This window comes from Endozoicomonas sp. Mp262 (assembly GCF_025643335.1).
In the GTDB taxonomy this organism is placed as follows: Bacteria; Pseudomonadota; Gammaproteobacteria; order Pseudomonadales; family Endozoicomonadaceae; genus Endonucleibacter.
On sequence record NZ_CP092489.1, the window covers coordinates 175,937 to 189,857 of the forward strand.

Below are 13,921 nucleotides of genomic sequence, written 5' to 3' on the forward strand. Positions count from 1 at the left end.
GCCTGGGAGTGCATATCTCTCCAAGCTATAACAGTTAGAGGTATCCGTATGCATTACCAGCGAGGAGAGGGTGTCGCGAAACTGAATGCAGCGTGCACAAAACGAGATTGATTCTCTTTTTTTAACCACAGAGACACGGAGGCACAGAGTTTTTATATCTTTAAACTATAAAACTCCGTGCCTCCGTGGTTAATAAAAATAACTTTCGCGACAACCTCAGGACGCTGGGAACGTGACTAATTTGAAATAATTTACTAATTATACTGCTCCGTTACTGTGATTTAGGCTCTGTTTTCCTACGTAGCCACCTTAAGAGCTTAATTTCTTTGACACTGCGATTTTTAAACAATAAAGACGGAAGTGAAACCCCCACAGCCAGAGCCAATAAAATAAAAATGGTATTCAGGCCATTGCTGGCAGTTTGTAGTAAAAACTCTGCCGATACATCCGACGAACGACTGATTTCCATCAATCCCATCATGGTTCGATAGGCAAATACGCCCGGAACCATCGGAATAACAGAGGGAAAAACAAATACCATGGTTGGTGTATGAACCCAGTGAGCCAGCTGGACGCCTATCAGGCTAATAAAGCATGAGGCAACCAATGAGCCAACAATCAAATCAAGGCCGTTCATAAGAGCGATTGAGCGGGATCCATAGGCTACGGATGCCAGAACTGCAACAGCCCATAGTGCCCTTTTCGGCACAGTAAAGAATATGGCAAAGCCCAGTGCTGCCAGGGAAGCCCAAAAACAGTTAGTGATGACCAGAATTATGGTAGAAGCCATTATAACTTGCCTATGCCCAATAACGCCGAACTCAAAACAATACCCAAAGCAATCGCAAAGGCCATAACGGTCACCTGCATGGCCCTTCCCTGCCCAGTCACAGTATGGCCCTGCAATAGATCAATAACCGCATTGATCATCGGCACCCCGGGAATCAAAAACAGCACCGAGGTGGCTACTGCTATTTCAGGGCTTATCCCCAGATGGAAAACAATGCCCAAGCCACTTATACCACTTGATGTAAACGATGCAGCACAAATACTAAGAGGCAGATTATAACCAGAAGATAAAAACCTGCTCCGAACCAGAAAACCGGCAGCCGTTGCCACTCCTGCCAATAAAACAGCAAGTAGCTCCCCTCCTGCCAGATAACAGAAGGCCATACCGGCAAGGGCAATCATGGTTATGATCACTGGCTTGGGGTAGTGAGGCAAACTTTTCAATCTCTCAACTTCAGTCCGAAGTTCAGCAATGGTCATTCCCTCCAGACAGAGCTTCCAACTCATCCGGCTTACACCAGAGACTATGCCTAAATGAACACCATAGCTCTTTATCCTTCGAAAAACAGTGTAGTGCGCTCCTGTGTCACAGGGATCAGAGAGTGTCAGGGTAATCCCTGCAAGGGAGAATAAAATTTCTTGCTCATAGCCAAGAGCCTTGGTAATTCGATGCAGATTACGATTGACCCTTTCCGTATGAGCGCCAGAAGACATCAACAAGACGGCAATATCAAGTAATAAATCAGCGCATTTGCGCTGACGAAGCCCTGGCAAGGCAACAGGCGTATCCATGTCAGTACAGCAGATAAAACGTGAAGTGTTGAATGGTTGATTTTGCGATAGTTTGTCAATAGCTGCAAGACATAACGATTTGCAACACCCTGTTTTCTGTCAGTGCATTTACCTTTAGTCAGACTTTTTTTTATTTCCAGCTACCGGGTTACGAAGTCCCTGGTTTGGCTCAGCTCCAGACACCGGCTTTACTTTATTAAACCGGTTATTATTCCATGGTTTCGATATGTCTGAATAAAAGCGATAGCCATTACGACCTTCCTTTTTAACCACATACATTGCCTGATCTGCCGCCTTTATCAGTTCGTCAGGAGACTTTCCCGCATCAGGGTAAGTGGCGATACCTAAACTGGTGCCAACGGTTCGCTCATCATCTCCAAATTCATGGGGTGGTCGCATTTCTTCCAGAATCTTTTCAGCAACAATTCTTGCGTCCTCCGGGTCTCCCACATCATCTAAAATTATGGCAAATTCATCCCCCCCAAGCCTTGCAACCATATCTCCCTTTCTGATACAGGATAACAAACGCCGGGCAACACTGGTCAATAGTTCATCACCGGCATCGTGTCCAAGGGTGTCATTAATGTCCTTAAAATGATCCAGATCCAGAAACATAACGGCAGTAATTCTCTTTCTTCTATCGCTTCGAGCCATGGAAGCGCCAAGGAATTCACGAAACAATGTTCGATTGGCCAACCCGGTTAGCCCGTCATATTTCGCCATACGAACCAGTTTATCTTCCAGTTTTTTACGTTCAGTAATGTCTTTAAAGACCAATACAGCACCCTTGACTCTCTTTTTATCATTGACTAATGCCGCCAGGCTGTACTCTGCGGGAAAACTCCGTCCTTTTTGGCTATAGATTGCCGCTGTTGTCTGAACATTCTCTCCTTCACCCAGACATTTCTGCTTAATATCTGATTGATTCCATAACGCCTCGACATCCCCCTGTGTTTCATCAAAAAGGAATTGACTGATATGTTTTCCTGACAGTTCTTTCTCAGTACCCTCCAGAATTTTACAAGCTGCCGGATTAATAAAAGAGATTTCTCCATCTATATCCAAGCCCACAATACCTTCTCCTGCACAATGCAGCAGAAGCTCATTCTTGGTACTAATCCAACGTAATTCGTTGGTCACTGCTTCCAATTCCAGCCGCTGTTTTTCCAGTTGTAAAAAAACTTTTACCTTACCCAACAGGATGTCCGGATTAATAGGCTTGGAAAGATAGTCAACGGCTCCGGCCTTGTAACCTTTGCTGACATAAGCCTGGTCTTTATTAATGGCTGTAACAAAAATAATGGGAATGCTGGCTGTTTGTTTATTACTATGAAGCAGGGCCGCGGTTTCAAAGCCATCCATACCTGGCATCTGCACATCCAGTAAAATCACGGCAAAATGATGATGAAGCACCTCTGCCAGAGCCTCTTCACCAGAACTCACTTTATGCACTTTCGCTCCCAGGGGTCTGAGAAGCTTATCCATAGCCAGCAAATTTTCTGGCCGGTCATCTACCACTAGAATTTTTACTTTGCCGCTATCGTCCATGACAGCCCCATGATAATTCAGGTCAGATTTAAATCATCCTTCAAACTATACGTGTTATGCAACCAGGCAATTCAAAAAATGGCTAATTTCCCCAAGGGTCATTATCTGATCGACGCAGCCAGTGGCTATTGCCGCCCGGGGCATCACATCCACTTCTGCTGATTGGGGCTGCTGAGCAATGGTATATCCCCCGCCCCTGGCAACAGAGCGCACACCCTCTGCCCCATCTTCATTAGCGCCCGTCAAGATAATCGCAAGCAGCCTCTCACCATAAACATCAGCCGCTGACTGAAACAACACATCTATAGAGGGCCGAACATAACACGCTTTCTCATCAGTATTAAGGCAGAGCAATTTCCGATTCTCCACAAGCATATGATAATTGGAAGGTGCGATATAAACACAGCCTGCTTCAATAACTTGCTTATCCCATGCTTCAACGATCGTGAGGTCTGTCAACTTATTAAAAACCGTCACTGCGCCCCCCCTGTCATCAAGACCAACATGCTTGGCAATAAAAATAGGGAAAGAAACGGCCCTGTTCGTTTGGGCAAGAATATCTGTTATTGCATTCACCCCGCCAGCAGAAGCTCCAATGACCACTGCATCAAAAGTACGAAAATTACTTTTATTAATACCTGTCACTCTTTTTTCCTGTATATTCGCTGGCATAAATCGAGACTTTCCAGGCGTTCAGCCACTTTACAAAACCGTAGATTCTCCCGTTTACCAATACATAAAATACCAAAAGGACAAAGGCTATCAACTAACGTACCCAAAACCCGCTCTTGCAAAATTTGATTGAAGTAAATCAGAACATTGCGACAAAGCACCAGGTTCATTTCGCCAAAAACACCATCGGTAACCAAGTTATGATTTGCAAATGTTATTTTCTTTGATAGTCGATCATTGAGCTTGAATGAGTCATACATCTGATAACCATAATCACTTAATTGGGTTTGACCACCAGACTGTCGGTAATTACCTTCGTAGCGCTCAAGCTGTTTTGATGAATAAATGCCTTTCCGGGCTATAGATAGCGCCTGATCGTTGAAATCAGTGGCATAAATCTGACAACGATCAAGAAGCCCTTCTTCCTCTAGCACAATGACCATGGAGTACACCTCTTCCCCTGTAGCACAACCTGCATGCCATATTTTTATAAAGGGGTAGGTTTTTAATACAGGAATAACCTGTGTTCTCAGCACCTGAAAAAAATCCGGGTCACGAAACATTTCTGTAACAGGTACCGAAAGTTGTTTTACAAAGAGAGAGAATGAGTTTTCATCATACAAAAGCAATGAAATAAGATCGCTGATATAAGAGCGATTGACCTGACCAAGAAATTTTCTGACCCTGCGCAATAATGAAGCCCTGGCATAATTATGAAAATCATAACCATAATGACGCTCTATAGCATCAAGTAACAGTGACAGTTCAAGAACATCCTTTGAATCTGTGCTCACTTCGATAACCAGACTTTTAACATGGCAACCAGCTTGTCCATATCGACGGGCTTGGTCATATAATCATTTGCCCCGGCATTTATACAGTTAGAACGATCTTCCGCCGTAGATTTAGCTGTCAGTACAATGACCGGCAGGTCTTTATATGACTTGTGATTTCTCAATGCCCGGGTCGCCTCAAAACCATCCATAACCGGCATCATGATATCCATCAAAACCAGCTCCACATCACCTTCGTCGTCCAACTTTTCAAGGGCCACTTTACCATTGTCAGCGATAACAACGTCCATCCCCATTCCTTGAAGCGCTTTTGATAAGGTGAATGTATTTCTAAGATCATCATCGACCAATAGTACTTTATGACCTTCCAGGGTCTTTTCTGAAACCGGTGTCACCAGGTTGTCTTTTTCTCCTGCAGAAGATACTTTTTCAACCGAATGCAAAAATAAACTCACTTCATCTAATACCCTATCTTCTGAAGCACTGTCTCCCTTTAAAACCATGGTATTTGTATACATCTGGAATTCATTATGCTCAGCTTCGGTCATTTCCCTGGCAGTGTGAACGATGACAAACGGCATCCTTTCCCCTAAATGCTCCCTGGTTTTCTTCAGAAATTCAATGCCACTGGAATCCTCAAGATCACAGTCCATAACCAGGCACTGCCATGGATTATCATATATTAAGGACTCAGCCTCCCGGGCTGTCGCTGCCAAGGCCACATCGATACCTTTGTTCGTCAAAATACTGCCCAAATGATCTCGAGCCTGTTTATCACTATCTAAAATCAGAACCCTGTTCAAATCACCCTGCAGCATATTGCTGAGTTTTACAAAGGCTCTGTTTAACTCTCCCATGGAAACAGGCTTGAATAAATAGCCAATCGCCTCATCCATTGTGGCAGATGCAGGGTCTCGGCCAGAAATGATGTGAACCGGTATGTTTTTTGTTGAATCCCTGGACTTCAGCTCAGTGAGCACATCCTGTCCATCCATATCAGGAAGCCCCAGGTCCAGAATAATTGCATCAGGCCGCACTGCCTGTGCCAACTGAAGGCCACTCGTTCCAATATCTGCATGTATATATTGAAAACTGTGTTTTTCTGCAATACGTTTAAGAATATCTACAAAGTTTGGATCGTCTTCAATTAATAAAAGGCAGGGTTTCTCTGGATCTAATTCAGGAATATTGAGGGAGTCTTCTGTGTGGTTCGCTTCTGTTTCTTTCAGTTTCAGACGAGTTTCGCCCATATCGCTGTTACTGATTTGTTCCTCACCATCAACAATGGCAACTTGATAACTATCCGCATATACCTTTTCCCTGGTCAAGGAGGATACTGGGTTATCAGGCAATAACACGGTGAATGTTGTCCCCTCCCCTTCAACACTATCGAGCTCTATCAGTCCTCCAAGCATACTGGAAAGCTCTCTGGAAATGGCAAGCCCTAACCCTGTCCCGCCATATTTCCGGCTGGTAGAGCCATCAGCCTGTCTGAAAGCATCAAAAATTGCAGACTGCTTGTCTTCAGGTATCCCTATGCCGGTGTCCCTTACAGAAAATGCAACATAGCTATCTTCCCCATAGCGCCCTTTTCTAACAGCAGGAAATACCTTTACATAAATTCCACCAGACTCCGTAAACTTAAAGGCATTGGACAGGAAATTCTTGATAATTTGCATCAATCTCTGACTGTCAGACAGAATGGTTTGAACAGTCCCCTGTTCAAGGGTGACTGAAAAATCAAGATTCTTCTTTTCAGAAAGGGGTTTAAACAGCGTATTAATACCATTACACAACTCAGAAACATCAACATCCTCGAAATTAATAATCATCTTTCCTGCTTCAACCTTGGACAGGTCAAGAATGTCATTAATCAGCTCAAGCAGTTCATTACCACTGTTGTATATAACCTGAGCGGATTCTTCTTGATCCTCTGTCAGGTTCCCCTCATCATTTTCAGCCAGCATTTGAGCCAATACCAGCAGAGAGTTTAGAGGGGTTCTAAGCTCATGGGACATATTAGCCAAAAATTCAGATTTATACCGGCTTGTCTGCTCTAACTCCTTAGCCTTTTCTTCAATGGCCTTTTTGGATTGCCGGATATCGTAGTTCTTCTTTTCAATTTCTTCCTTTCGCTCCAGGAGAAGTTCACTTTTTTCTTCAAGCTCTGCATTTGATCGTTGAAGTTCTTCACTTTGAGCCTTTAACTCTTCTTCTGATTCCTCCAGAATGGCTGCCCTGCTTTCTAACTCCTCATTCACCGTCTTTAGTTCTTCCTGCTGTTCTTTCAACACCTCAGACTGTTTTGTTGTTTGCTCAAGAAGCTGGTTGACACGGTTCCTGTACTGTCCTGAGTTAATGGCAATAGCCACATTTTCAATGGACTGTTTCAGGAAACTGGACTGCTCTTTCGATACAGACCTAAGCAAAGCAAACTCTAAAACACCTTTAAGCTCATCTTCATAAATCAGTGGAACGATTAAAACACTACAGGGTCTCGTACTTCCCAGGCCCGATTCAATCACCATGTAGTCGGCTGGAATATCAATAATTTCTATAGTCTTTTTTTCCAGTGCGGCCTGACCAACAAGACCATCACCAAGTACAAACTTATTGGCATGTTGCTTACGGGTTCTCCATGCATAGGTTCCCATAAGATGTAAGGACTGATCCTCACTTAACACATACATTGCTCCTGTCTGGAATCCCAGATAACGACAATAAAAAGCAACAATATTCTCACAAAGATCAACGATGGAGAGATCACCACGAAGACTATCATTCAAGCTTGCCAAGCCTTCCTGCAACCAACTACGCTGCTCATTTTCATTACTAATATTACGCAGCTTCTCTGTCATTTCCTTAAAACTACGACTCAACTCGCTAATTTCAGAATTAGCATCAAGGATCTTCCCCTGGACATAATCACCAGAAGCCACTCTCTTTACCCATGATGTAATAATATTGATGGGTTTGACCACACTCCTGGCCACCAGGGCAGCAAATACAAATACAAATACAAATACAATAAAAACGGCATAAAGTAATCGTTCACGCAAATCTTTGATGGGATGAAAAACAGAATCCTCCAGAACCTCGGATACAAGAAAAAATGAAGTGCCTTTCACCACCACGGGATGAAACATACCGAGAACCGTTTCATTATGAAATCCTTTATAGCTTTCTATATGAGATGATGCCTGAATACGTTTTGCCTGCTGATCAGTTACATTTTCAATTTCATCATGGTGTTCATGATGAGTATGCCTGGAATGCCCATCATGAACATGCTCCATGTGTTCTTCTTTTTCTGTATACTCTCCCGTTTCCTGGTCAAAATGAGCCAGCCATGACCGGTATAATGGATTACCTTTATTCAACCTGAGCTTTGATACAGGTGAATACTGATTCCCATAAACAACATCCCCCCTTTCATTAACCAGATATACATTAATATTTTCTTCTACATGCATCATTGATGCATAACCCTTGAATAAGTCCTGAACCAAGCCTGCAGATAGTTTAACTGCAATATACCCCATATTCTTACCGCTATTGCTTAAGGGCTTTACCATATAGCTGGATAGCGTATTTTTATCGCCATGCCCCCGCAGCGCACCATACCTTGTATCCCCACTTTCAATACTTGCCTTGACAGTCTTTAAAAAAAGGGTATTTTCAATATCACTGTTAAATATACTCTTACCAATAAAGCCATTTTGACTGGTAGAATAAATAATCCCTCCTTTGTCATCTAAAACAAAAAAGTCCGCATAACCATATACTGAAATAAAGCTACTAAATAATGGAGAGTAATACTTAAAAACCCTTTGATATTCATTATTTCCAAATAAATTATTGAAATTCATGCCTCCAGACATCATTATTTCTTTTACATCCTGTACCATTTTTTTGGCATTTACTTCCTGATAACTTAAATTACTCTCAACTGCGTCAAAAAAATCATACAGCCTGTGAGCAAATAAAAAGTTTGTATGTGATAGTCGTTGATATTGGCTAGCCCTTATAGAATCTTTCCCTTTTTCATATTCAAGGGTTCCGATGACCATCAATGGCCCAAGTGACAAGACAAAAAACCAAAAAAACAGCACCATCCCCAGCTTTTTTTTCAAAGTTACCTTATCGGCCCCGGCCATGACTGTATTCATACCCCATCCTTTGTAAAAAAACGCCAAGTTAAAACAATAAGTTCCTCCCTATTTCATCGTATCTTTGATAGAAAATTTAAGCAGTTATTTGAAAAACAGCCTCTAAGCACCCGCAGGCTTCTGCTGACTCTTTAGCCAGTCCAGGGAATATTTTTTATTACTAATTAATATTAAAATAACTCCAGTCATACAAAGTTAGCGAATAACATCAAACTAATACCTATATCTAACTGCATACCTCTAACAACTTCACTAATATTTATATATCTGGACGTAATAATTCAGGTTCAAGCTGTTATTCAAGGAGGTACTATGGATATGAACCAGGATGAAGACCTTAGCTTCAAAGAGATTTCTATCCTTGCAGCATCTTTTGGCTTACTACTAGCATCATTGCACTTCCTTCTCCACAGTCTGTTTTAACCCGTTACTGAGAGTGATTGTCTCAGTCTGCTGGCATCCCTGCCAGTCAGATTGGTTCAATAGAGAGAATCCCGAACCCCTAGGCTCTGTTAACCTCCTTTACCCCATCCGTAGTCCCAAGCAGCATCACGTCAGCTGATCTCAGGGCAAAAATCCCGTTAGTCACAACACCGGTAATTTGATTAATGCGTGTCTCCAGTTCTTTAGGGTCAGTTATCTTGAGATTCCAGACATCCAGGATGATGTTACCGTTATCCGTTACAACCCCTTCACGATAGGCAGGATCACCTCCCAGCTTAACCAGCTCTCTGGCCACATAGCTTCTGGCCATTGGAATAACTTCCACCGGCAGTGGGAATTCACCAAGAACATCCACAGACTTGCTTTCATCAGCAATACAAATAAATTCATCAGCAACCGCTGCGACAATTTTCTCCCGGGTGAGAGCCGCACCACCGCCTTTTATCAGATGCAGCTGGTCATTGGCCTCGTCAGCACCATCAATATAAAACCTCAGGCCCTGAACTGAATTCAGGTCATAAACAGGTATACCATGGGATTTTAACCGTTGGGCAGATGCCTCAGAGCTGGCAACACAACCATCAAAGGCGGCCTTATGGGCCGCCAGGGCATCAATAAAGTAATTAGCAGTGGAACCGGTGCCAATGCCAATCACCATATCATCTTCCAGAAATGGTACGATACGCTGCAATGCAGCTTCTGCGGTAGCTTTTTTCAATTCATCCTGTGTCATGATGGAGGGTTCCTTAAATATCCAGATTATGAAAAGGCGATAAGTATACAGCGTCCGGGGTGGTTTCAGGGTGAAAAAAATTAATTTAGAATGAGCTGTGGTTTAGCTTAATAAATAGATAAAAAGCAGCAATTAAGAATGACCCATAACTATATCAGAAAAATTCTTGAGTCCCGGGTATATGATGTAGCCACTGAAACCCCCATTCATCCTGCATCATTTCTTAGCCGTCGGCTCAACAACCAGATATTGATCAAGCGTGAAGATCTCCAGTCCGTCTACTCCTTTAAAATTCGTGGTGCCTACAACAAAATATCCTCTCTGACACCCGCAGAGAAAAAGCGGGGGGTAGTCACTGCTTCCGCCGGGAATCACGCCCAGGGTGTTGCACTGGCTGCCAGTAAACTGGGTATCAATGCCGTCATCGTGATGCCGGGCACAACCCCAGAGATTAAAATCCGTGCTGTTCGTGCCCGGGGGGCGCAGGTCATTCTAAGGGGGGATACCTTTGATGAAGCCCTGGCTCACTCAATGGAACTGGTGGAACAGCAGGGTTACAGCTACATTCACCCCTATGATGATCCAGAGACCATTGCCGGCCAGGGAACCATCGGAATGGAAATTCTTCGCCAGCATAGCGGAGATTTAACCGCCATTTTTATACCGGTTGGCGGAGGTGGGCTGGCCGCCGGAATCAGTGCCTATATAAAATACCTGCGACCAGAAATAAAAGTCATTGGCGTAGAGTTTGAAGAGTCCGCCTGCCTAAAGGCCGCACTTGAGAAAGGAAGACCCGTCACCCTCCACCATGTGGGCTTATTTGCCGATGGTGTTGCTGTTGCCCGCATAGGAGAAGAAAGCTTCAAGCTGTGCCAGGAATATATTGACGAAGTTGTCACAGTGACCTCGGATGAAATCTGCGCAGCAATCAAAGATATTTTTGACGACACCCGTTCTATCACTGAACCTGCCGGTGCCTTGGGCACTGCCGGCCTGAAAAAATACATTGAGGAAAAAGGCCTTTCCGGGCAAACCCTGCTAGCCATTAACAGTGGTGCCAATATTAACTTTGATCGACTGCGCTATGTCTCCGAAAGGGCTGAAATTGGCGAGAAAAGAGAGGCCATACTGAGTGTCACCATTCCAGAGCAACCCGGCAGTTTTAAACAGTTCTGCGAGCTACTGGAACGCCGGAATATTACTGAATTTAACTATCGTTACCATGATCCGGAAAACGCCAGGATTTTTGTAGGTGTCCAGGTCAGTCCTGACCAGCTGCCCATTGCCAGGCTCGTTGAAACATTGATCAACAAACACTATGCAGTAGAAGATTTAACAGACAATGAGTTAGCCAAGCTTCATATCCGCCATATGGTAGGTGGGCATACCGCTGCTGTGAAACACGAACGCATATACCGTTTTGAATTCCCCGAAAGACCCGGCGCACTCCTGAACTTTCTTACCAAACTGGGCAGTGATTTCAATATCAGTTTATTCCATTACAGAAATCATGGGGCGGCCTATGGCAGGGTTGCCGTGGGCCTGGATATTCCTCCAGAGAAGAAAGACCATATAGAAAGGTTTCTGGATGAAATTGGCTATAGCTATAAGGAAGAGACAGAAAACAGCGCTTACCAGAGTTTTCTGGGCAATGGTGAGCCTGTAAGCAATTCTGTGTAAACGCCGCTTTTAAATTACAACCTCGGCATGACTGTGAAAATCACTGCTGGCATGCATGCCCTTCTGTGGGAAGTTGACTCAAACTTAATACCACTTCGTGTCAGTATAATCCACATGCTGGCCGTTTTCTCCTGAGAGTTGCCCACCTAAACTGCCAGGTTTTACCCTATAATAAACTGGGCGTACTTTCTCTAAAATAACTCTTAGCAGAAGCAAAAAAACTGGTTAGCACATCCAACTCAAAAGATAATACCGTCACTTGTATGGTTGATTTTTTAGTTGGAACGGGTAAAGTGACAGCTATTCTTGAAAACTGTGTAGCTTACCGAATTATAAAGAAACTTGGAAATCAGTTTTCGCAAACCATTTCTCATAAAATATAATTATATCAATAGGTTAACCTGTTTTTTAGCGGGAATGGTTGGTAAAGTGAAGCCCACTTTGAGCTGTAACTGGAGGCCTTATGTAGTGGTTTGAACAGTGTATGGCTCTTGTTTGAGAATATGCTGAAATATCGTAGCTGCTTTTAACGAAAAGCATTCATGATTGCACCGATCATAAGCAATAAAATTAATCCAGCTCCTACAAAAATGGCTAGTTCAGGTATTAGGAGAAATAATGCACCTGCTACGGAACATAATATAAGAGCATCTATTCCATCTTTTTTTGATTTTTCAAATCGTTCATGAATATAAAGCACACCAAAGAAAACAATAAGGAAATACCCAAAATATATTCCATCACCTGTAGATTCTCCCTGCCAATTATTGTACCTAGCATAAGCAAAGTTAGGTAGAAAGAGATAAGCACCTGTTAAAAAAATTATTTTTAGCATTCTTCCTATCCTTTGATACATTTCAACTTGAGCCATAACGCGAAAATCTGGTGAGGTACAATATCTCCCAAACCGCTCCAACATAGAAATTACAATTTTCTAGCCCTTTGACTAGTGCGGTTTAGTATAGGGTTATTGGGACAGTTATCTTTAAAAACTCCGGTGTTCAATTAATTTTTACCCTTGAGATATAACTTCACACCGGCCTGTTTTGCTGCAAGTTCTAAAGCATCATCCAGTGTTGCCAAGGGCAATCCTTCACGTATTGCAAGTTCCAAATAAGCTGCATCATAGCTACTGAGCTTATAGCTTCTGGCAAGCCCCAGCGTTCGGCTAAACGCCTGATTAGCAGTCAATGGATCAATATATATAGGTAGGTTTTCCAATTGGGCAATAAAGCCTTCACTCTGCCCTGGATCAATTTCACCACGACGCTCTGAACGAGATACTACATTACATACCTCTAAATGCCAGAGATTGGGAACCAGTGCATCAACATGAGCCAGCGTTGTCATTACATCTTCTGCATACTGTTGGTCTGCAACATTATTTGTCACCATCAGCCAACGCATCGTTACTGAATTATCCAGAACAAAATCAGTCATTACCGGCGGCCTTCTTCACGAATAGCCTTTAAATCTTCATCAGAGACTACAGTTTTTTTCATCTGTAAGAGATTGTTGATAGCCGCCTGAGCCTTTAATCGGCTTTTGGCACGACTTGGAATCAAGTCGGCAATGGGTTTGCCCCGATTGGTAATGGTAAACGCTTCACCCGCTTCAACACGACGTAGGATTTCGGGGAGCTTGGTTTTTGCATCATAAGAACCGATTTCTTCAAGCATGTCAGGAGCCTCTTTTGTCTTTATTTATATAGACCAGTATATAAGTCTACTAGCTTGTCTTCAAATGAACAGACCATATTTATAGTCTAATAAGCATTCAATATACAGCTTGTTTTTTACGAAACAAAAAAGACCATTCTATTCTTACTACCCTGACAAATTTAGAGTCACTTCTGGCTGTCCTGTAGCTCTTTCAGCTTACTTTCACACTCTCGTCTACGTCTGATCTCATTACGTAAACGAAAGGCAGCCCGAATCCTGGCTGCAAACTCAACCCGGTTCACATATTTACTGACAAAGTCGGTAGCCCCGGCATCAAAGGATTTTTTTAATGTTTCCACATCGGTATCACCTGTCACCATAATCACAGGGATATCAGACAGTCTGGGGTCTTGCTGCAGCTTTTTACAAACCTCAATGCCATTAATATCCGGCATCATAATGTCCAGTAAAATAAGATCAGGGGTCAGCGTTTCAAGCAGGCTGAGCGCTTCATTTCCCCCGGAAGCATTCTCAGTCTCATACCCCTGTGATTCAACGATTTTGGTAAGAATCTTTAAATTGGTTCGATCGTCATCAACAATCAACACTTTGCTAGTTTGCTCATCCACAGCCCAGTAT

12 protein-coding genes are annotated in these 13,921 nt (G+C 43.1%); 1 reads left to right on the forward strand and 11 read right to left on the reverse strand.

Translation table 11 applies throughout. The features are described from left to right. Window positions 1-271: 271 nt before the first annotated feature. From MJ595_RS00700 to rpiA, 7 genes are all read right to left on the reverse strand, one after another. Window positions 272-790, reverse strand: coding sequence for a threonine/serine exporter family protein (locus MJ595_RS00700; RefSeq protein WP_263080609.1), 519 nt, complete (start codon window positions 788-790; stop codon window positions 272-274). Next, entirely contained in the window at window positions 790-1,581 is a 792-nt protein-coding gene (locus MJ595_RS00705) for a threonine/serine exporter family protein (protein WP_263080611.1), read from the reverse strand. Before MJ595_RS00705 ends, MJ595_RS00700 begins: the two co-directional genes overlap by 1 nt. A 114-nt stretch (window positions 1,582-1,695) precedes the next feature. Continuing rightward, a complete protein-coding gene (locus MJ595_RS00710; protein WP_263080613.1) occupies window positions 1,696-3,129 on the reverse strand; it encodes a diguanylate cyclase in 1,434 nt (477 codons plus the stop codon). Between the two features lie 54 nt (window positions 3,130-3,183). Then, window positions 3,184-3,774 (reverse strand): chemotaxis protein CheB, encoded by a 591-nt coding sequence (locus MJ595_RS00715; RefSeq protein WP_263080615.1) that lies wholly within the window; start codon window positions 3,772-3,774, stop codon window positions 3,184-3,186. Then, window positions 3,771-4,595, reverse strand: coding sequence for a protein-glutamate O-methyltransferase CheR (locus MJ595_RS00720; RefSeq protein ID WP_263080617.1), 825 nt, complete (start codon window positions 4,593-4,595; stop codon window positions 3,771-3,773). Before MJ595_RS00720 ends, MJ595_RS00715 begins: the two co-directional genes overlap by 4 nt. Continuing rightward, entirely contained in the window at window positions 4,592-8,764 is a 4,173-nt protein-coding gene (locus MJ595_RS00725) for a response regulator (RefSeq protein ID WP_263080618.1), read from the reverse strand. The genes MJ595_RS00720 and MJ595_RS00725 overlap by 4 nt, the downstream gene beginning before the upstream one ends. A gap of 502 nt (window positions 8,765-9,266) precedes the next feature. After that, window positions 9,267-9,941, reverse strand: coding sequence for a ribose-5-phosphate isomerase RpiA (rpiA, locus tag MJ595_RS00730; RefSeq protein WP_263080619.1), 675 nt, complete (start codon window positions 9,939-9,941; stop codon window positions 9,267-9,269). 138 nt (window positions 9,942-10,079) lie between these two features. On the opposite strand from rpiA, the gene ilvA reads away from it, so the two are divergent. After that, window positions 10,080-11,621, forward strand: a complete 1,542-nt coding sequence (gene ilvA / locus MJ595_RS00735; RefSeq protein ID WP_263080620.1) for a threonine ammonia-lyase, biosynthetic — start codon at window positions 10,080-10,082, stop codon at window positions 11,619-11,621. Window positions 11,622-12,147: 526 nt separating this feature from the next. Here ilvA and MJ595_RS00740 read toward each other — a convergent pair. From MJ595_RS00740 to MJ595_RS00755, 4 genes are all read right to left on the reverse strand, one after another. Continuing rightward, window positions 12,148-12,492 (reverse strand): hypothetical protein, encoded by a 345-nt coding sequence (locus MJ595_RS00740; protein WP_263080621.1) that lies wholly within the window; start codon window positions 12,490-12,492, stop codon window positions 12,148-12,150. 134 nt (window positions 12,493-12,626) lie between these two features. Continuing rightward, entirely contained in the window at window positions 12,627-13,061 is a 435-nt protein-coding gene (locus tag MJ595_RS00745) for a type II toxin-antitoxin system VapC family toxin (protein WP_263080622.1), read from the reverse strand. After that, window positions 13,061-13,300, reverse strand: a complete 240-nt coding sequence (locus tag MJ595_RS00750; RefSeq protein ID WP_263080623.1) for a type II toxin-antitoxin system prevent-host-death family antitoxin — start codon at window positions 13,298-13,300, stop codon at window positions 13,061-13,063. The genes MJ595_RS00745 and MJ595_RS00750 overlap by 1 nt, the downstream gene beginning before the upstream one ends. Window positions 13,301-13,467: 167 nt before the next feature. Beyond that, entirely contained in the window at window positions 13,468-13,911 is a 444-nt protein-coding gene (locus tag MJ595_RS00755; RefSeq protein WP_263080624.1) for a response regulator, read from the reverse strand. Between the last annotated feature and the right edge of the window lie 10 nt (window positions 13,912-13,921).